The 20809-nt window shown below is 32.1% G+C and carries 20 protein-coding genes and 3 pseudogenes; 3 read left to right on the top strand and 20 right to left on the bottom strand.

The features are described from left to right. Window positions 1-52: 52 nt before the first annotated feature. The 15 genes and pseudogenes from ACZ76X_RS00455 to yqeK form a co-directional block, all read right to left on the bottom strand. Window positions 53-1504, bottom strand: a complete 1452-nt coding sequence (locus ACZ76X_RS00455; RefSeq protein WP_479849105.1) for a serine hydrolase domain-containing protein — start codon at window positions 1502-1504, stop codon at window positions 53-55. Then, a complete protein-coding gene (locus ACZ76X_RS00450) occupies window positions 1504-2016 on the bottom strand; it encodes a DUF1700 domain-containing protein (protein WP_479849104.1) in 513 nt (170 codons plus the stop codon). Before ACZ76X_RS00450 ends, ACZ76X_RS00455 begins: the two co-directional genes overlap by 1 nt. Then, window positions 2013-2318, bottom strand: coding sequence for a PadR family transcriptional regulator (locus ACZ76X_RS00445; RefSeq protein WP_440032708.1), 306 nt, complete (start codon window positions 2316-2318; stop codon window positions 2013-2015). Before ACZ76X_RS00445 ends, ACZ76X_RS00450 begins: the two co-directional genes overlap by 4 nt. A gap of 421 nt (window positions 2319-2739) precedes the next feature. Beyond that, a pseudogene (locus ACZ76X_RS00440) lies at window positions 2740-2964 on the bottom strand (ABC transporter); the annotation flags it as partial. A 121-nt stretch (window positions 2965-3085) separates the two neighbouring features. Continuing rightward, window positions 3086-3565, bottom strand: a complete 480-nt coding sequence (locus tag ACZ76X_RS00435) for an SRPBCC family protein (protein ID WP_479849850.1) — start codon at window positions 3563-3565, stop codon at window positions 3086-3088. A gap of 186 nt (window positions 3566-3751) precedes the next feature. After that, a complete protein-coding gene (locus ACZ76X_RS00430; RefSeq protein ID WP_479849103.1) occupies window positions 3752-4297 on the bottom strand; it encodes a class I SAM-dependent methyltransferase in 546 nt (181 codons plus the stop codon). Between the two features lie 220 nt (window positions 4298-4517). Further along, window positions 4518-7199: an immunoglobulin-like domain-containing protein gene (locus ACZ76X_RS00425; RefSeq protein ID WP_479849102.1), complete on the bottom strand. Its 2682-nt coding sequence runs from the start codon at window positions 7197-7199 to the stop codon at window positions 4518-4520. Window positions 7200-7405: 206 nt separating this feature from the next. Next, on the bottom strand, window positions 7406-7780 hold the full coding sequence (locus ACZ76X_RS00420) for a hypothetical protein (RefSeq protein WP_070806080.1): 375 nt from the start codon (window positions 7778-7780) through the stop codon (window positions 7406-7408). Window positions 7781-7889: 109 nt separating this feature from the next. Continuing rightward, the gene (locus ACZ76X_RS00415) at window positions 7890-8738 is read right to left on the bottom strand and encodes a GNAT family N-acetyltransferase (protein WP_479849101.1); all 849 of its coding nucleotides are present in this window, start codon (window positions 8736-8738) and stop codon (window positions 7890-7892) included. A 102-nt stretch (window positions 8739-8840) separates the two neighbouring features. Further along, entirely contained in the window at window positions 8841-9476 is a 636-nt protein-coding gene (locus ACZ76X_RS00410; RefSeq protein WP_479849100.1) for an SDR family oxidoreductase, read from the bottom strand. 15 nt (window positions 9477-9491) lie between these two features. After that, window positions 9492-10229: a phosphorylase family protein gene (locus tag ACZ76X_RS00405; RefSeq protein ID WP_479849849.1), complete on the bottom strand. Its 738-nt coding sequence runs from the start codon at window positions 10227-10229 to the stop codon at window positions 9492-9494. Continuing rightward, a pseudogene (locus ACZ76X_RS00400) lies at window positions 10229-10399 on the bottom strand (DUF3885 domain-containing protein); the annotation flags it as partial. The pseudogene ACZ76X_RS00400 and the gene ACZ76X_RS00405, both read right to left, overlap by 1 nt. Window positions 10400-10687: 288 nt before the next feature. Beyond that, entirely contained in the window at window positions 10688-12043 is a 1356-nt protein-coding gene (locus ACZ76X_RS00395) for an RNA-guided endonuclease TnpB family protein (RefSeq protein ID WP_479849099.1), read from the bottom strand. Window positions 12044-12291: 248 nt separating this feature from the next. After that, a complete protein-coding gene (locus ACZ76X_RS00390; RefSeq protein WP_479849098.1) occupies window positions 12292-12864 on the bottom strand; it encodes a DUF3885 domain-containing protein in 573 nt (190 codons plus the stop codon). Between the two features lie 13 nt (window positions 12865-12877). Beyond that, window positions 12878-13486 (bottom strand): bis(5'-nucleosyl)-tetraphosphatase (symmetrical) YqeK, encoded by a 609-nt coding sequence (gene yqeK, locus ACZ76X_RS00385; RefSeq protein WP_479849097.1) that lies wholly within the window; start codon window positions 13484-13486, stop codon window positions 12878-12880. Between the two features lie 191 nt (window positions 13487-13677). On the opposite strand from yqeK, the gene ACZ76X_RS00380 reads away from it, so the two are divergent. The 3 genes from ACZ76X_RS00380 (at window position 13678) to ACZ76X_RS00370 (ending at window position 16714) form a co-directional block, all read left to right on the top strand. Further along, on the top strand, window positions 13678-14373 hold the full coding sequence (locus tag ACZ76X_RS00380; protein ID WP_046959467.1) for a response regulator transcription factor: 696 nt from the start codon (window positions 13678-13680) through the stop codon (window positions 14371-14373). Then, complete coding sequence (locus ACZ76X_RS00375) at window positions 14363-15520, top strand: sensor histidine kinase (protein ID WP_479849096.1); 1158 nt, start codon at window positions 14363-14365, stop codon at window positions 15518-15520. Before ACZ76X_RS00380 ends, ACZ76X_RS00375 begins: the two co-directional genes overlap by 11 nt. Window positions 15521-15697: 177 nt before the next feature. Then, entirely contained in the window at window positions 15698-16714 is a 1017-nt protein-coding gene (locus ACZ76X_RS00370) for a D-alanyl-D-alanine carboxypeptidase family protein (RefSeq protein ID WP_479849095.1), read from the top strand. Window positions 16715-16771: 57 nt separating this feature from the next. Here ACZ76X_RS00370 and ACZ76X_RS00365 read toward each other — a convergent pair. The 5 genes and pseudogenes from ACZ76X_RS00365 to ACZ76X_RS00345 form a co-directional block, all read right to left on the bottom strand. Then, window positions 16772-16978: pseudogene (locus ACZ76X_RS00365) on the bottom strand (DinB family protein); the annotation flags it as partial. Continuing rightward, window positions 16969-17535, bottom strand: coding sequence for a nucleoside/nucleotide kinase family protein (locus ACZ76X_RS00360; RefSeq protein ID WP_479849094.1), 567 nt, complete (start codon window positions 17533-17535; stop codon window positions 16969-16971). The pseudogene ACZ76X_RS00365 and the gene ACZ76X_RS00360, both read right to left, overlap by 10 nt. 51 nt (window positions 17536-17586) lie before the next feature. Further along, on the bottom strand, window positions 17587-18126 hold the full coding sequence (locus ACZ76X_RS00355; RefSeq protein WP_479849093.1) for a GNAT family N-acetyltransferase: 540 nt from the start codon (window positions 18124-18126) through the stop codon (window positions 17587-17589). A gap of 114 nt (window positions 18127-18240) precedes the next feature. Next, window positions 18241-18555, bottom strand: a complete 315-nt coding sequence (gene exsK, locus ACZ76X_RS00350) for an exosporium protein ExsK (RefSeq protein WP_479849092.1) — start codon at window positions 18553-18555, stop codon at window positions 18241-18243. Between the two features lie 266 nt (window positions 18556-18821). Beyond that, window positions 18822-20762 carry an AMP-binding protein gene (locus ACZ76X_RS00345; RefSeq protein WP_479849091.1) on the bottom strand — a complete coding sequence of 647 codons (1941 nt, stop codon included), beginning with the start codon at window positions 20760-20762 and terminating at the stop codon, window positions 18822-18824. Between the last annotated feature and the right edge of the window lie 47 nt (window positions 20763-20809).

Below are 20809 nucleotides of genomic sequence, written 5' to 3'. Positions count from 1 at the left end.
TGAGAGTCAACTGTTTATAACGCTTAAATTATATTTCTTTAATTATATACCTTTATACCTTTTTCCTTCTTAAGGCTATAAAGATTGAAATTAGCCCGTTTACAGCTAATAAAGTTACAATAATACTTGCAAATAAAGCTACGTCTGACGCAAAAATTTTAATCGTATGCCATGGTGAACTTGTACTATAAGTAAGAATTGGGATGAACGTAATAGATAATAGTAGGGATAGACTCCCTATGGATAACCAAATTACCTTTTTTGCAGTTTTCATATGTTTATACTTTTTAATTAACATAAATGATATTATAAAAAGTATAAGTGTAACTATCAACAAAATAATTTGTGTTAATGGTATGTTTTTAGGAATATCAACCGGTTCTTCCTCATTCAAAATACTAATAATCCCATTTTTCAATACCGATAGTGCTTGTTCTTCTAAAACATGATTTTTATTTGTTAAAATCACACCACCCCAGCCACTTTTATTTAAAATAAATATTTCTGCACGAGCATCGGGCGTTGATCCTGAATGCCAAATCATCGTTTCGCTTTCATTTATATTTGTTGTTCTTAATCCAAAACCATAACTTTTTTCTGAATTTATTTTATAAAGTGGTGAAAGATAAAGATCCATGTTTTCTTGCTTTAAGAATTGAGCATCCTCTGACCGATTCAAGAACATAATATATTGAATCATATCTTCTAAATTTGCAGTAATATAGCCATACGGTGCCCCGGCATTATCATAGGCGACTATACTTTTTTTCGGTATGCCAAACCAAGACTGATAACCTGTTAAATAACCTTTTTCATATGCAGTTTCTTTACTTGCTGCCGCGCCATTCATATTTAATGGCTGAAAAATATACTTTTCCATGTATGATGAATATGTTTCATTTGTAACGGCCTCAATAAGCGCACCAAGTATTATATAATTCGCATTACTATATTGATATTTTTCACCTGGTGGAGCAGTTAATTTTACATTTGAAAGTTTCATTACATTTTCTTTTAATGCTGTAGAATTTTCGGATTGCTTATCTGATAATGCTAAGCCTTCATATGTACTGATTCCGCTTGTATGAGTTAGTAGATGTTGGATTGTTATAGTTGAGGATATTTGAGAATCTTTTAGTTGAAACCAAGGAAGATACCGTTGAACTGGATCCTCTAATTTTATTTTTTCATCTTCTATTAAATTCACTATAGCTAAAGCTGTTAAAGATTTACTTATTGAGCCGATTGCAAATGGGGTTTTACTAGTTACCTTTTTTTCAGATTCTCCAGTAATTCCTATCGTTTTTTTGAAAAACACATCTTTTTTATGTACAATTGCAACAGAAGCTCCTGGAATCTTCTGCTCCTTTATAAACTTTTCAATATATTTATCTAATGCAATTTTAATATTTTGCTGAGCATAAACTTTTGAATCTATAATACATAACATTAATACATTACAAAGAATATAAATTAGAGACATTTTATAGATCGTATTCTTCATTATGCTTTAGACAACTTTCTTTTTTTATAACTTACTAAACTAATAAATACTACTAAAGAGAGCATAAAACTAATCATTATTAATAATGAATTCCACCATTGATTTTCTGAAATACGATATAAAAGATTATACTGAAATGTATTTTTACTATTAGTTGGATTAAATGATCTAGTTAAAAATACTGTAAATGTAGTTTGCGAGATGAGGTAAGTAATAACTGCGATGAATATGCCGTTTAAAATAGATTTGTTTAATTTCCCCTTTTCATTTTTCAATTGCTTCCTTTTAACTTGTAAATCAATCTCATTTATTTCTAAATAATCTTGAACAAATAATTGAGGTGTACCTAAATCATCTATACTATCTTCACCATGTTCACGACATTCTTGAATATGTTCTAATATTTGTCGCTTAATATTTTCCCTTTCTTCTAAACTAATTTCGTATTGCTTTAATTCCTTAAGTACGTCTATTAAAAATTGCTTTTCTTTACCTATCAATCTATTCCTCATTTCAGAAGGTCTCCTTTCAAACCGCTTTTTAATAATGTTTGAATATCCGATTGCAATTCTAACCACTCATTAATTTTATTCTCAAGACGTATTTTCCCGTTTTCATTAATTTCATAATAAATCCTAACTTTACCACTGTCTGTTACTACTTGATAAGTATTAACCCAATCTTGATTTTTCAACTTAGTTAAAATGGGGTAAATACTTCCTACTCCTTTCAATTTTAAATTGTTTACTTCAAGTTCTTTCATAATCTCATAACCATAACTTTTCTTTTTCGACAAAATAGATAATACACACATTTCTAAATGACCTTTAATTAAACTTGTTCTATCCATAGGATAAATTTAACAGAAACATATACTTCATTCAAGTATATGTTTCTGTTAAATCTAAAAAATCAGACAAAATAATAAAGATATTAAATAAGAACATTACTTATGAACTGTTTTTACCCTTGATAATCACTTTTATACTATAATAATTACATAATATATCAACTGTTCATCCCTTTTATTTTCCATCTCTCCATATATATCTTAGTTGAAAATATAGTATACGGGACATAAAAATACTAAAAGATCCAATTTCTTAATTTTCACATTAAGAAATTGGATCTTTTTTCATTACCTTATAATAATCATACTTCATTATTATAAACATTATAAAAAATGTACGTTTTTTATAAGTTATGTTAATAACACATAAGCTAATAAAATTTTACTAATTACTCTCAAGGCATTCATAAACCGTCATCATACCTCGTTTATCCAATTCGCAAATAAGATTAAAAATTGGTATTTGTGCAACAGCTATTGTTAATAAGCTTTCATCCACAACATCATTAAGTTTTCCACTTAACCATGTTTGTACATCCACGCCCTCAACAACCTCTTTTAGTCCTTCGTCATTAATATCAGTTGTATTACAAGTTTCACATGGAATGGAATTACTGTATCTAATTTGTTAATGTTATTAGCAATATCCAATTGATTTACTTTCTTTTATTTTTCATAAAAATTATATTTATAATGTAATAATTACACAATAAATATAATTCCTTACTTGATTATCCTCTCAATTCAAGAACCTTATCCTTATATTTTTCAAACCACTGTTGCCATTCATCTTTAGAAAATTCTTTTTCTTGCCCTTCTAGTACGGAGGAAAAAAGATCTAAACAAATATGCCAACCCGCTATATCTTTCGGAGTATGATCTGTTAACTCATGAATGAATTCTTTAAGAAGTAAAATAGAACCATTTTCTTCTTTATGTATTTCAAATCGGACACGATCTTTATCCCAAGTAAATTCAAGCACTGCGTTTACTTGACACTCCAAAATATCAATATTTATAAAAGAACCGTCCATCATATCAAACTTGATTATTCCACCTGTTTTAAGGCATTCAATCTGTAAATTAGACATCCATCTTTTAAGCTTACTGTTTTCCGTTAAAACAGACCAAACTTCCTCAATTGTATATGGAAATTGGCGTTCAAATTTTACAATATATCCATCAGTTACTTTTTCAATTTCAGCTATTATATTAATTACCCCCTACACAGAATGTATGTTCTCACCTTATTTTAACCGATTTTATATATAAAATAAATCTTTAATGACGTATTAATTATTATAAATACCCTCTTCCATATTACATACCAATAAAAAAAGCCGCAATTGCGACTCATGAAATTATAGTATTAACTCTTGCTTTTATTGAATGACTTATCATTTAATCGCATCGACAATTAACGACGGAAAACCAAGTTTATCGCCTTTATTTCTAGAATCATACCTTTTCGAACGGAAAATAACACCGTCGTTTGCATCCCATTCATTATAATAAAACTGACCATTTTCATCACAATATTCAAGTAAAACTACCTCAAACCCAGCAGTTTCAAACATTTTTGTTAAGGTTTTATAATTATGAACGATTTTATGACTTGCTGCTGGATGATCTTTCGGACCAGGTCCACCTATTTGAACTATATTTTGGTACGCCTCATCTCGGAAAAATGCATCAGGAACGCCGCACCGAATGTGCCCTGTTGGCTTTAAAAATTCATAGCAAATTTCTGCTGCTCTTACACCTTCTTCAAATGTAAGGTGTTCCCATACATGCTCAGCTAAAATAGCTGAAATAGAGTTGTATTCAAATCTTTCTTCCCACGTAGCTTTATCTAGTAAGTTAAGTTCATCTTCTTGCGTTTGAATCCAACCTGGATTATTATTAAACACTCCAGCTCCGACTACTACTTTAATTTCAGACACTACTTTCACCCCGTAAACATAGAATATATTAATTATTAATATATTCTATGTTTACTATTAATCTACCTTCTACAATAAATTAAGAAAAAATGAGTGAAGGACACTATCAAACTCAAGCTCTAATAATCCCCTTAGGCAATGATCTAACTAACTTTATGAAATCAGTTCATGATACACAACTATTTTTGTACTCTATTCTTCAAACAAATAATCCGTATTATTATTTTTGTATCTTTCTAAATTTGCGAACTAAAGTGAGCACTATACCTGCAATAACCATCCATATGCCCATTGTTGCACTGTTAGTTGTATTGGCACCCGTGTTTGGAAGCTCTTTATATGTAGATTCTTTTTTATCGGAATTACTGTTGTTTTGGATATTACCGTTATTATTGTTATTAGTAATACCTTTAGCTTTGCTAGTGTCTGTATCCTTCACTATTACTTTTTGTATTGTATGTACCTCATTACCTACAGAATCTGTGACACTATATATTATTTCAAAAGTACCGGCTTTAGAAGTATCTACTCCACCATCAACTTTTACTTTAGAAGTAAAATCACCGTCTTTTTTATCAATAGCTGATACTCCTGCCATTGGATTGAATTGATCTCCCACAGTAATTGTAGTTGTAGCAGGTACTTTTAGTGTTGGTATTTCATTTTTAACTTCTTCTCTAACTTTGACCGTTACAGTTTGTTTCGCAGTTACTTCATGCCCTTTAGAATCTGTTACTTTGTATGTTAATACGTAAGTACCGGCTTTAGAAGTATCTACTCCACCATCAACTTTTACTTTAGAAGTAAGATCGCCGTCTTCTTTATCAATAGCTAATACTTTTGCCATTGGATCAAATGAATCTCCTACATGAATTGTCGCTCCAACAGGCGCTGTTAATGTAGGGTTTAAATCTGATACTTCTCCATTTCCCTCTACAACTACCGTCTGCGTAGCCGTTACATTGCTCCCTTGAGAATCAACGACAGAGTATTCCACAATGTATTTTCCAGGTTTAGAAGTATCTACATCACCTTTATGTTCTACTCGATTTGTTAAATCACCATCTTCTTTATCAATAGCTTTTATATTGCTCATTGGGTCAAATTTATCACCGACACGTAGTGTAATTGTTGGCGGTACTGTTAACTCTGGGACTTGATTTGCCTCAGTTTTTTCGTTTTCTTTCACGGTTCCTTTAATTTTCACTGCATCAAATGCTTTTTGAACCGCTTCAACCTCAATTGAATTCGCACCATATTTGTTCGTTGCAACTTTAAGACACGCTAATCTTAATTCAGTGAAATTAGATGTCATGTTCAATTCATCAGTATTTGCATAATAGAAAATATCAAACATTTTATCTTCACCAATGCCATTTACAGTTACACCGTTATGAGTTCCACCTTGTGCAATTAAATACGCGACTTTATTAATAATACTTGAGTTGAAATGGACCCCCTCATTATCTTCTCCTTTTAAATCACTGTATTTGCTATAATCATCTGGATACGGTACTCCATCAAAAAATTTGACTGAAGGTGGATTTTTCATATTACGGAGAACCGATCCGCTTTGTTCTCCTATTGTCCAATTAAATTCCCCATTATTTATATATTTCTCAATAGCCGTTCCCATAATATCAGATAATGCCTCATTAATTGCTCCTGATTCTCCAAAAAATTCAAGATTAGATTCACTAGATGTAACCGCATGTGTAAATTCATGCCCCGCTATGTCAAACGCTCTAACCATTGGATCACCATATATAAGCATACTAACATTGTTAATATTAGCACTAAATGCATTTGCCCAATTCTTAGGATCATTTGTTTCTCCAGAATCCCATGCATGTACAACTGAAACTACTTTTTTCCCCTTATTATCAAAACTATTACGCTTATATTTGTCTTTATAAAAATCATATACGTTTGTTGCTAAGAAATGAGCACTTACCGCTTTTGGATCATTAAATGTTGTTGATGTGCTAGTTGCTAATATACCAGGATAAAATTTATCTTCAAAAGTAATATCTCTATAATTTACATCGTACGTCTCAATTCCTTGCCCCCTTGTGTAATCAGCAAGCGCATATTTCCCGTTACTTTGTTCAGAAATACCGAATGTACGAGTTATTCCTAAATCATCTTTTCCAGTCCCGGTTAATGATTTAAAATTACTTTTTTTACTCTCCTTAATAGCTTCAACATGCTCTTTACTTACTTTTAAATCTGACTCTTGCACCATATTTTTCAACATATCACCATTATGAGCATCCACTAAATAAGTTCCAGATACATAATTTGGTGTTGCAGCAGCAAATGTAACTTGATATGCATTGCTAGCCTGCCCATTATTTTCATTAACAAAAATAACTTCCTTAACTTCTGGTTCAGAAATAAATTTAACATCGTTTCCGTACTTCGTATAAATATATTGCTTTGCTTCTTCTTTTGATAAATTTTTTACATTCTTTACATTTTCTTGAGTTAAATTTTGTGCACTTTCTCCTGAAACACTTTTAATAATACCCTTTTTATCTACATGAGCAGTCAATTGGTGTCCGTATACTTCTTTACCTTCATATACTTGTTGCATACGCACAAGTGTAGTCCCATCATAAGAACCACGTTTTTGAATAACTTCGTAGTCTACCCCTTCGTCTCCACTCACTTGTTTTGAAGACAAAGCATGCTCCGTTTTTTCCTTAAGTGCATCTTTCACTACGTTCTCAGGCGTCTTTTGTGATGGTTGTGTAAGTTCACCTGTACGGAACGAATCCTCTTGAATTTCAACTTGCATTTGATCTTTTTCCTCTGCATAACCCACTTCATATGGTGTTACAGTTGTTAAAGCTAATCCTGTTGTTAATGCAACTATAGCTATTTCTTTTTTATTATTCATGTTATTTTCCTCGTATAATTTCTTAAAATATGAAACTGCTTAAATGTATTCCTATCAAAAATAGAAAAATAAAAAGTACAACACATTACGCAATACTGTATTATAAAAAGATGACTTCTGTAACCAACAAAAGTCATCCCTTCAATATGTAATATCCCTAATATATTTTTAATGCATAATTTCTATATAAAAAGAAAAAACATTCTTTAACGAGCATTTTGCATTACTTTTATTAGGTCATTTATATTTTCAACTTTCTGCTGAAACTGATCAAAACTACTATGTAATAATAAAGGATTTTTATCTTCAGTTGAAATAACTAGTTTTAATTCCTGTTCTAATTTATCATATGTATGAAAGAAATTATCAAATTCTACACTTATGAGTTCTTCATTTTCACGATAAAATCTTTTTGCTTCTAAATAAGTCATATATGATTTATTTAGAAATCCTAATGAAATTAAATATTTAGAAGTGTTTTCTTGATAAATAGCTATATCACATGCTATTTTAATATCAGAATAAGTCTTTTGAACGAAACAATGCAATTCAAAAATCTTAACTTTTAATCCATTATTCATTTCATCCCCTCCTATCCTATCTATTCTACAAAAAAATAGAATATTATACAAAGTAAAATATCAATATAGTACAAAAATAAAAAGCGAAAGAATAACTCCTTCCACTTTTTTACAGCAATACATACATTTCATATTGTGCTAATGAATTCTTTTCAAATCCAGTTTTCTTTAAAAATCCTTCTAATAAATTGTTGTTTGGAAACCCAATTGATAAACTTGATACATTTAAGTTTTCTCTTGCCACTTGTAATAATCTTGATCCAATACCTTGATTTCTATAGTCTTTGTCTACAAAAAGAAAACTAATTTTACCTTGCTCATTCACACATATAGAACCCTTTAAATCATTATCGACATATGCCCCGTAAAATGTATTATTTGTTTTTTCGATATAATCCATATCATTTTGCCAATTTATATGGAAGTGTAACCATTTCTGAATTGCAACTTTGAAAGCTGGAAATTCTAATTGTTTTACTTCAATTCCGTTACAGTCTTTAGTTATTATTTTAGTCAAATCTTTTAAATGATAATAAGATAGATCATACACTTTTTCATAGCCTATTTTCGTATAAAAATGAATTGCTCGGTCATTGCCTACAATGACTTCAAGAAAAAGCTGCTTACACTCATTTTGAAGCGCCTCTTCTTTATGCAGTTCAAATAACTTTTGACTCACACCCATACCACGGTAATTAGGATGAACAGCTAATGTTCCACAGCGCATTGTTTTTATGTTTTCGTAATCCTTTATCCCGCCAAGTATTACACCAACAGATTTGTTACCGTCTAAAACAACAAAGGAATGTTTTAGTGAATTTCCTTCAGCTCCAAAAAATCTTTTTATAAAATCTTCTTTTGAAACTTCCATTTTAATAATGTAATCTGAAAAGCCATCTCTAAAAGCTTCATATACTAAATCTATACTTAGTTCACTGCATCTTTTGTATTGAATCATATAAAATTATCCCCCACTTACTCGTGTTAAACTTAACATTCAAATACATAAAATGTACTACTTCTACTCTACCCATCATTCTTTAATTTTTAATTCTACCATTTAATTTGAAATAAACGGGCACTTCCCTACATATCTGTCACTATTAATTTGTTTTATAACAAATGGTGCAATATCGCCATTTTGTATTTTGATTCCTGGCATATCAACTAAACTCTCATTTATATTTCCAATGCCCTTCCCTTCTATAACAAATGGTAATCTAACAATTGTCCAATCTACTTCACTACTTTGGATAATTTGTAATTCTTTATATTTATCTTGCATCATTTTTGATAAAAAAACTTTAAATAAGGTAGCCCCTATTTTATTTACAATTCCCTTTTGATCTTCTGTAACATTTAAAGAACCTCCGGAAATTACAATATATCTTTTTATTTCAAACTCCTTCATTGCTTCTAAAATATGCTTCGTTACTGTGCTAAAAATATAAGATTCATTTTTTGGTTGACCTACTGCATTAATTACAGCTCGACACCCTTTAAGTAATTCCCGTATTGAAGCAAAATCACGTGCATCTCCATTAATAATCTCTAAATTTTCATTTGTTATTTTGATATTATTAGAATTTCTTGTTAATATTTTTACTTGATACCCCTTATCTAGCGCTTCTTTTACAAGGAATTTCCCGGCTTTTCCGTTTGCACCCAGAATAGCTATTTTATTTGTACTTTCCAATATTAACCCCTCTTACTATCTATTATTTACTACAGTAATCTCATATACACGTAAAAAAGCAATTAAATGCTCACACGCTCGTTCACACGCTAACATTTTAAAGATTTTTTGTTCCTCTTTCGTTTTATCATTCGCTTGATCTGATGCAGCTTTTAAACTGAGAAAAGGTTTGTTATTGATTTGACACACATAAGCAAAAGCTGCCACTTCTTGATCAACCGCTAATGCTCCATATACAGTATGGAGTAAATATCTCATTTCAGAACTACGGATACGTTGATCTCCAGATAAAAATGTACCAAAATGAATCGGATCATAAGATCGTACCTTTTTTATTCTTCTTACAAGTGACTTTGTTGTTTCAATAGGTGCTGTTCTACCATTATATAAATTAAAAGCATCTTCCCCTGAACCAGCGGCAGTAACGTCGTGTTGTATTGCATTAAGGGCTACTACAATATGTCCATTTTTCACCTTATTTGATAAGCTTCCGCATATCCCTGTCATAAACAACTCATCAGGCTGAAACTCGCTAATTAATAATTGTACACAACTAGCACAGCTTACCTTACCAACACCAGTTATAACTGAAATAATTTCCAGATCATTTATAGTATGAAAATGAAATTCCCAAGCTGCTCTTTTTTCAATGCGTTCACTTGGATAATATTGATGTAAATACGTGAGTTCTGGTTCCCATGCAGATACGATTGCAATACGTTTCATAACACGCTTCACTTCCCCTATTGTTATCATGTAAATACTTTATCTATACTTTCTCGTTCATAATCTGGAATCCACTCTTTATATTTCTCATATAAATTTCGTATTGTTTCTTTATTCTTCGCAATTACTTCACATCCTCTATCATCATAAATAAACATGATAATATCTTTTGTTGCATTAATAAGAAATACATCTGGGTCAACTACCCCCACTGAAATGAATCGTTTCAGTGGGGGCTTGAGTTCGAACGCTAGGTCTTTTCGTCTATCGCTAGACAGTTTGACGCTCTAGCATTCATGCCACCTTACGGTAACACCCCAAGTATGTTTTTGGTTGGTACTGGCAACGAAAGATTGTTTTCCCACTTGCACCACCCTTTCGAAAAAGAGCAGTTCTTCCTTATGAAAGAAGCCACCACTCAGATGACTCCGGCGTGTACTACAAGCCCCGACAAGTCGAGTACACATGGATGGTTGACGCACCCACTAAGCTATGCGTGAAGCAACAGCCTTACGTTTTTGCACTTCTAATAGAATCGGCGTTTTCACTTTCAGACTTTCCTCCAATTCTACAACTTTTGATTTTTTCAAGGTATTCAGCGCACCATTAATATCAGCATGGATACATGTTCCTGCTTTACTTTGGTACAGACCACGAGTTATTCGTTTGCCACTAAAGCGATAATACGTCTTATCATCCTTCGTCCAAACTGGAACCAAATCTTTATCAAGAAAACTAGCTTTAGAGGTATAGCTTTCTTCTTGTTTCAAAAATCGGATGCCTTCTTTTTTGCATTTATTCTCAATTGCTGCAATCAGTTTATGAAATGGGATTTGAACAAATTTTTGATTATTCTTTTTCCCCATATCAGATTTTTGTTTCCAACCAGCGTTATATCCTACTACAACCGTGTCTATGCCAAATGCTTTCACTTTTTTGAACACCAGACCTACCGTTTGTGAAATGTAACCATTTATTTGTCGTTCTCGGTTATGCCAAAGTGCAGCCATTCTATTCGTTACAACTCGTTTTGAAATTTCGTTTTCAATATTTTTCTGCTGGAGATTACGTATCATTTTGTTGAAGTACTGATTAATAGATTTTAGTTTTTTTCCATCAATTAAGAAAGTATCACCTGTATTCGTTACGCAACTTACTAATCTATCTACACCTAAATCGCAACTCAAAGCGTTACTCGTAGTCGTGGGTGATTTCTTCATTTGAGAAACGTGCATCTCATATGTGTAATGCACCTCAAAGAACCGACCTTTTTGCTTCGGTACAATCTCAATGTAGGAGATTTTTTTATGTCGTAAGTTTTTCGGCATACGTATTTTAATGGAACCGAATTTTTGCCTGAATGCAACACTCATCGGAATCATCCAAAACCCGTTCTCATCCACTTTTGGAACTTGATAGATTTCAATGATTCGTTTGTCAGTGGAACGAGAATAATTCGGAAACTTAGGGCGACCTGTAAACTTCTCAGGATGTTTCTTCCACTGTTCCAAGGCTTTAAAAAAGCTCTTTACTTCTGCATACAAGGCTCTACGAATGGCTTGAACAGAGTTTGATTGCATGCCCCAGTAGTTCATATCGGCTTGCATGGCAGTGTCCACTTCTTTTACAGTAGCCATCCTGTTATTATTCAGGTAACTTTGTTTCATCGTATACAATCCAACATTTCGCAACGCTTTTGAACTATGTGACATGCGTTGCAGTAAGCGAAATTCTTTTGCGGTAAGACAAGCTCGTCCGATATTTTGTTTCTGCGTGAATCGTTGCATGTTTTCTCTTTTCTTTTGTTTCCGTAATACTTTCACTGCTTTCTTTTTAACCATTGTTTTCACCACCTTTCTCAGAGAGTTCATTAAAATTATTTCTTTCCTAAGATAATATTTGAAACGAAACGGAACAAAATGTGAATATAGTCTTCATCGTAATTCCTTTTGGCTCAAGTAACCGAATGATTATGATTATCATTATTCAATTTCGTTTTCTTACGATCTATTCCCTCCTTATTTAAGGGTAGATTGTATCGTAAGACAAAAAGAAACAAAAAAGTTCAGCCTTATTGACTGACGGCAATTCATCTCCATCTGATTTGTTGGGTTTCACCCGTAACACAAATCAGATGGAGTCTTCTTGCCGAAAAGGATAAAAAATTTCTTTTATTCCGTCCAAAACGAGGATAAAGGCCCGGAAAATCTTCATGATTTGCAGCTTGAATAAGCTGTTTATACTTTATATCGCTAGCAAAACATTTTAACAAAAATTGGTATGTACAATATAAATCAGCTTCTTCATCTTCAAATAAAAAAGGTAATGCTTCTTGTCTTAACTTGAAATTTAAATCCCTCTTTTTAATAAAACTATTGTATACATTTATTTTCTGCGGTTTTTTCACATTTTCCTTTTTAAATCGATAAACATTTGTTACTAAAAACACTCCATCTTCTTTTGAAAATATATCTTCAAATAAGTATTTATTATATGTATAAAGTTGAGTGAAGTATTCCATATTTACATCATCGGTTCTTTCGACATTTGGACATTTCTCTTTCCTAAAATGAAAATGCAAATGATTTTCCCATTGAAAGTATATAGGTGGTACTAATGTAACCCCAGGAAATGTTTGATTCATATATTCTTTTAATTGCACTCTTATACCCTTTCTACTCTACAATTTCTTTTAACTGCCAATATGATTCTTCTAGCCAAGGATGTAAAACTTTCAACTTATCTTTTCTATCCCACAAATATGAAATATATGCAAAAGCAGCATGTTCTAAAGATTTTTCTAATCCTTTTTTAACTTCTGCTAAATATGGTGGCGCTCCATTTTGATCCCATTCTATTTTATCAGCAACAAATAACACTAAATCCATTTTCGTTGCATGTTTACGTAGTGTAGTATGGCAGCAAATTGCATTCAAAACTTCTTCATCATCCACTTTAAATATCTCTTTTGCAATTACTTTCGATAACTTTTGATGAATAATCATTGGAAATTCTCGTTCTTCTTGTAATATCGCTATTCCAAATTGCTCAGCAACTGCAATCCGATCTTCATTCGGAAAGATTGCACTAATATCATGTAAATATCCTGCAATCGCTGCCTTTTCCCCATTTACATGATACATAACCGCGATTTTACGAGACTCCTTTGCCACTCGAATTGAATGTTTATATGTAACTTCTTTATTGTATTTTAATAGAAAAGCTTTTATATCATTTTCAATTTTTCCAGTTGGAGTAAATGAATATATATCCTTATATAACATCGTATGTCCCCTTCTTCCTAATTTTCAGTATAATGTTGTATTTAAATATCCTTTTTATTTGTATTCGTTAAGAATGTTTTAATCCCTTTTTTATACGTTACATGAAATTTTATGTGGAATCATTGCTACAAAATACATAAATGTTTGATATTATAGTAATGTTAATGATTTGTAAGGAAAGGAACTACATAATGAATAAAAACATATTAATTATTGATGATGATAAAGAAATTGTTGAATTACTTGCTGTTTATTTGCGAAATGAAGGCTATAACATTTATAAAGCATACGATGGTGATGAAGCATTGCAAATGATTTCTACATATGAAGTTGACCTTATGATTTTGGATATTATGATGCCAAAACGAAACGGATTAGAAGTTTGCCAAGAGGTTCGTGAGAATAATACTGTACCTATTCTTATGTTGAGTGCAAAGGCAGAAGATATGGATAAAATATTAGGTCTTATGACAGGTGCAGATGATTATATGATTAAGCCCTTCAATCCATTAGAATTAGTAGCTAGAGTAAAAGCTTTGTTACGAAGATCATCTTTCCAAAATGCCACTTCCTCCAAAAATGAAGATGGTATTATCCGTATTCGTTCTGCTGAAATACACAAACATAATCATACTGTTAAAGTCAATGGAGAATACATTAAACTTACATCTATTGAATTTGATATTTTATATTTACTTGCGAGTAATACCGGAAGAGTATTTAGTTCCGAAGAAATTTTTGAACGCGTTTGGAATGAAGATGGTTATGGTTCAAATAAAACTGTAATGGTTCACATTAGTAATTTACGGGATAAACTTGAAACAGGAATGAATGGAGAGAAGTTTATTCATACTGTTTGGGGAGTAGGCTATAAAATTGAGAAATGAAGCATTTGATATATTAAAAGATATCCCAAAATGGAAGTTAATTTTTTGGTTCATGTTAGCTATCACACTTACCCCTATTACTGAATTAATTATATATCGCCTCGTTACAAGTGTAATTGAAAGTTCACTTACATTAAGTGAACTTGGCAAAGAATTCATTAGAATTTTTGGTTATGAAAAATATAAAGGAATAAAGGAATCTCTTTGGATGATGATCATCTCTTATTTATTTTTATTTTCGATTTTCTCATCTTACCTATACATTTTTTACCGTCATGAAAGAAAGCTTTACTATGAAGCTTGTATTAAAAAAATGATAGAGGAAATTCGTTATATTGCAAATGGAAACTTCAATCATAAAGTTTCTATCGTAAACCATAATCATTTAGAAGAGTTAGCAAGCGGAGTTAATCACATTGTTGAACAATTGAAAGTCTCGATTGATGAAGAAAGACAGGCAGAACAAGCAAAAAGTGAGCTAATTACAAATGTATCGCATGATTTACGTACTCCTCTTACCTCAATAGTTGGATACGTGAATTTAATCCACCATGATAATTATAGAGATGAAGTGGAATTACGCCATTATATACAAGTCATTTACGATAAAGTAACCCGTCTTAATGCATTAATGAATGACTTGTTTGAATATACACGTGTTCAAAATAAAGAGTTAAGTTTATATTCTGTCCCCATTGATATTGTAGAACTTCTTGGACAATTAACTGTTCAATTTCGAATACAATTTCAAGAAGCGAATATAGAATGTCGCCCTTCTTTCCCATCTCAAAAACTGATGGTATTAGCTGATGGAGACAAATTAGTACGTGTGTTTGAAAATCTTATTATAAATGCTATCGCTTATGGAAACGACGGTGAATATATCGATTTTGCAGCCTATGAAAGCAATAATATGATTACTATAGATATAACAAATTACGGCCAACCTATTCCTAGTACGGATTTACCTCATATTTTTGAACGTTTTTATCGCGTTGAAAAATCTCGTTCTACGAACACTGGTGGATCTGGTCTCGGATTAGCAATTGCAAAAAGTATTGTCGAATTGCATAAAGGAACAATTGAAGTATATAGTGATGATACAAAAACCACTTTCACTGTAAAACTACAACAATATAAATGTTAATACAACTTAATTTCAAGTCCAATTTCTTATCATATAAGAAATTGGACTTTTTTCCATTAAAAACCAAGTTTTAATAATCCTTTATAATTCTTTAGAAATTCTTTACCTTTTCTTTCTTCCTAATTAAGCATTCCTTTTTACAATATTATTATCGATGTCATAATAGGAGGATCGCTTATGCAATTCTTGAAAAAATTCGCAATTTTATTGTTATCTTTTGTTATTACAGCACTTATCGTTTTATATTTTTATCTTTATGTAAATGGTCCAATTATTCAAGCTAAATCAGCTATTTTAATAGATGCTAATTCAGGTGAAGTTGTTTATAAAAAAAATGAAGAAATTCCTATACAGTCTGCTACTTTATCTAAATTAATGACAGAGTATATCGCAATGGAACAACTGAATGAAGGAAACATACAGTTAGATGAATTAGTAAAAATAAGTAACGAAGTCTTCAGAGTAGAAACGAGTCCTATACAAGTGACTTCGAAAGATAAAACGACAGTTCGTGATTTACTTCATGCATTGTTTTTGACAGGGAATAATCGTTCCACACTTGCTCTTGCAGAACACATTGCTGGAAACGAAGATAACTTTACACTTTTAATGAATGAGAAAGCAAAACAACTAAAGTTATCACAACCATCCCCGTTTCTAAATGCTACTGGAATACATAACGATACAAATAAACAATCAACTACAACAGCGATAGATGTAGCTAAATTAGCTACACAATTAGTAACAGATTTTCCAGATGTATTGAATATTACAAAACTAACCTCTTACCAATTTACCTTCAAAGACTCAAAAGTTTTCAACACAAATAAAATGATTTATTCCCTTGATAAAAACATTAAACTCCAAGGTGTTGACGGCTTACAAACTATTTTTTTAACTAATGGTAATTATAGTTTTGTTAGTACAGCAAAACGAGGAGATACTAGACTTATTTCCGTAATATTAGACTCCAATGAAGAAAACAGTACTTTTATTGAAACAAAAAAGTTACTACAGTACGGTTTTGATCCTTCCTCATACTCTGCACTCCAAGCTTTTAAAGATGCGGTTACTTCTTGGACAGTTTTGCTTCAGTTTAAAAATTTAATTATACAAACATTGTTGATTTTCTTTATTATTACATTTTTAATGTTTTTACATATACGCCAGAAAAAATCCGAGGATTTCAACTAGGAAATCTTCTTATATATAAAAGCGGCTTGCATTTACAGTGCAAGCCGTTTTTTAAATCTATAGTCTTCCAATTAAATTTGCTGAAACAGGCTGAAGGTTTAATTCTCTCGCCCATATAGAGAGCTGACCAATGTGATGAATTTCATGTACAATTACATGTCTTAACACTTCACCGTACGTATATGTTTTATCTGTCCACGAAGCTTTTAATATCTTACATTCTAGGCTAGATGACCACAACTGCAAAAAATCTTCTAATTCTCGTTATTTACAATCACTTCTCTCAGACCAAGTTCCTCTACAGCATGATTAATTATTTCACTTACAGATAAAGAGCCATCCAATACAATATCCGAATTCGGCTTAACAGTATGAATTGCCTCTAAATATGCTTTTCTCGCAAATGTCATGTAATGTTTCAAATCATTATGTATTTCATCTATTGTACCTTCTTTAAAATCTCGCAAAATTCTTCTAGCCATCGCAATATCTAAAGGCGTATCAATAAATATAGTTGTATCAATGTATTCTTGCATTTCACTATTTAAGTATGCAAAAGGATAATCTACAATAATATAATCTACATTAGCCTCTCCTATAAGATGCTGAATATCATGAATTAATGGTGTAAGTACCCATTCATCATAATTTGCTCCCTCATCAATCCATTTACAAATATCAGTAGGGCAGTTTTCAAAATGATAGCTATCAAAATAAAGAGCTTTTGAATTTGTTAGCTTTTCAGTTAATTTTTCTGTAACTGTCGTTTTACCTCCTCCTGAAACAGCTGCAATTGTAATGATTTTCGTTTTATTATTCATAATTCCCCACCATACCCCTTTTAATTAACATAACATAGTTATAGATAACTATTATTCTTTATCGCTCCATTCATATTCTAACATACTCATTTCCCATAAATTCCAATATGTTTCACCTACTTTTTTTGATTCTCGTAATAAACCTTCTTTTATAAATCCTATTTTTTCATAACATGAGATGGCCGACGTATTAAAATCATAAACACCAAGTGTTACTCTATGTAGTTTTAATTCTTCAAATGCAACTTGTAGTACTGCCTTCATCATATGTTTCCCTATAGAACGTCCTCTCATTTTTGTATCACCAACTAGCACTTTTCCAACCCTTGCAGACTTATTAATATTATCTATTTGCCCAAGTGAAATATGACCAACTACTTTCTTAGACTCCTCATCTATTACTTTAAATGCAAGTGTATTTGAGCTTTCTATATAATTTTCTAATTGTTGTTCATTTAGAGGATATGCAAATGCATTTCCCGACCATTGTATTAAAAACTCTTCAGAGTCAATCCAACCCATCAATTGTTTGAAATCAGACTTGTTAAAGGTTTCTAGTTTAATCACTTTTATGCTCCTTTCATACATCATACTTTATAACCCCAAACCTATTTCTATATAAAGAATATATTCTCCTTTATATGAAATTAAAATAAAGCCATTCTTAAGAATGGCTTTACCCAAAAGCAAGATTACGCTTTTTCCCTATGTCAACAATGGCTCAATCGCTTCAATTTTACAAACTGAAATAATTATTGTAACTACACCAGCACTATTAGCAAGCTTTACAACATCACAAGTGACTGAAGAAACAGTTCCAGCATAATTATTACTTCCTGTTGTAATGCGCACTGATCTGTTTACTAACTTTCTCAGTTCATCTCTAATTCCTTGTACACAGCAACAATCGCATGCTTTATTTTGTTCTTCTTGTTCTTTTTTACACTCTTCAAAAACGTCCCAACAATCATCCTGTTTACATGAACATTTCTTTTTATTATTACTATATCTATATCCCATATTTTCACCCCCTAATCATTTCTATTCATATAGTATGTCCACTAGCTTTAAAGTGTACGAGGCAAAAACATAGAAAGGAAAAAACAAACACATGTACTAAATTGAATGATATACAACAAAACAAATGTATAGCTGTATGAACTCCCAGTGTATATACTGGGAATCCTCACATTAATAATTACTCTTTTCTATTCAGCGCAATGTAAAAAAATAAAAACTGACCTCTATCAATTAGAGATCAGCTTTTATTATACATACTTTATATCTTATAATTTACTAGACTGCAACCCCTGAATAAACGGAACTACCTCAGGATTCACAAGTGATGATAAATCACCTAATTCTTTTCCTAAGTAAGCAGCTTTAATGACGCGTCGCATGACTTTAGAATTACGTGTCTTCGGTAAATCTTCTACAACGTGAATATCTTTTGGACATAATGCTTTTCCGATATGAGAGTTTACTAAACTCATTAATTCTTTCTTTAACTCTCCTGTGAATGTTATATTGTCCCTTAATACTACAAAACAATGACAAACTTCACCTTTTACTTCATCAGGTACACCAATCGCGGCAGCTTCTATGACATCATTATGTTTTACAAGAATTGATTCATATTCAGCAGGTCCAATGCGTTTTCCAGCAATGTTTAACGTATCATCTGAGCGTCCTGTAATAATATATTGCTCACCATCATAAATCACCCAATCACCATGAACCCATTTATTTTCAAAACGTGACCAATATGTGTTCACATAACGCTCATCGTCTTCCCAGAAGCTCTTTGTCATACCAACCCACGGTTTCTCTAAACATAATTCTCCAACTTCATCACGAATTGGATTACCTTGATCATCGAGAACAACTGCTGCCATTCCTGGTAAAGATGCATTAAAACTAATCGGTGCAATTGGTTTAATAAGGACGTTTCCGAAAATGCCACCAGAAATTTCAGTTCCGCCTGAATAGTTACAAATTGGTACATTACTTTTTCCAACTGTTTCAAATAGCCACATCCAAGGGTCTGGATTCCATGGTTCACCTGTTGAAGCGAAAACTTCTAAACTCTTAAGCGAATGTTTATTTACATATTCATCACCTTTTGCCATTAACGCACGAATTAATGTTGGTGATATACCCAGATGTGTAATTTCATATTTATCAACTGTCTCCCATAAACGATCTGCCTCTGGGAAGTCAGGTACACCTTCATACATAACCATCGTTGCTCCATTTATGAGGGAGCCGAATAGTAGAAATGGTCCCATCATCCAGCCCATATCAGTTACCCATAATACGCGGTCACCTTGTTTGATATTCATTCCAAATCCTGCATCAAATGCAGCTTTCAAAGGGAAACCAGCATGTGTATGTACTGTTCCTTTCGGTTTCCCAGTTGTACCTGATGTATAAATGAGCATTAATGGATCATCACTATGCATTTCTTCAGCATGTACAAATGGCTTTTCTTTTTCTAACGTACTCCACGAGAAATCATAATTATGTGGTGTAAAATCATTTCCTGCATGACGCACGATAACAACTTTTTCAACAGTTGGACAATGTTCACAAGCTTTATCTACTTCATCTTTTAATGAAACTATTTTACCCCGGCGTGAAAAGCCATCTGCAGTAATGATCATTTTAGATCCTGCCGCTTGCACACGTGTCATGACTGCATCAGACGCAAAACCTGAGAATATTGGTGAAATAATTGCTCCGATTTTCATAACAGCTAGCATTGCAACAACTGTTTCTGGAATCATCGGCATATAAATTGTTACACGGTCACCTTTTTCAATACCCGCATGTTTCAAACCGTTTGCAACACGACTTACCCAGCTGTCAAGTTCTTCATATGTAAATGATTTTGAAGTTCCATTTTCCCCCTCATACTGAAGTGCTGGTTGTGTTCTTGTTTCATCATCTGCAAGCCAGCGTGATAAAACTGATTCTACAACGTTACATGTTCCGCCATTATACCACTGTGCAAACGGCGTTCCATTTTCTAAATCTAGCACTTCTGTATAAGGTTTCATCCATTGATAGCCAACCGCTTTTTCAGCTTCTCCCCAAAACCAAGCTGTTTCTTCAATAGATTTATTATAAAACGTTTCATAATCTTCATAGCCCAATGATTTCATCCAACCATACAAACGCGTTTTTTCTTTATACTCTTCTGTTGGAAACCAAACTGCTTGTTTCAATGTTTTCCCCTCCTTGACTTTTTGAGCAAGAAAGCCCTAATTAGGGC

This window comes from Bacillus sp. BC05(2025) (assembly GCF_056725905.1).
The sequence above is the reverse complement of the archived record's forward strand: the minus strand, read 5'-3'. Positions and strand labels throughout refer to the sequence as shown.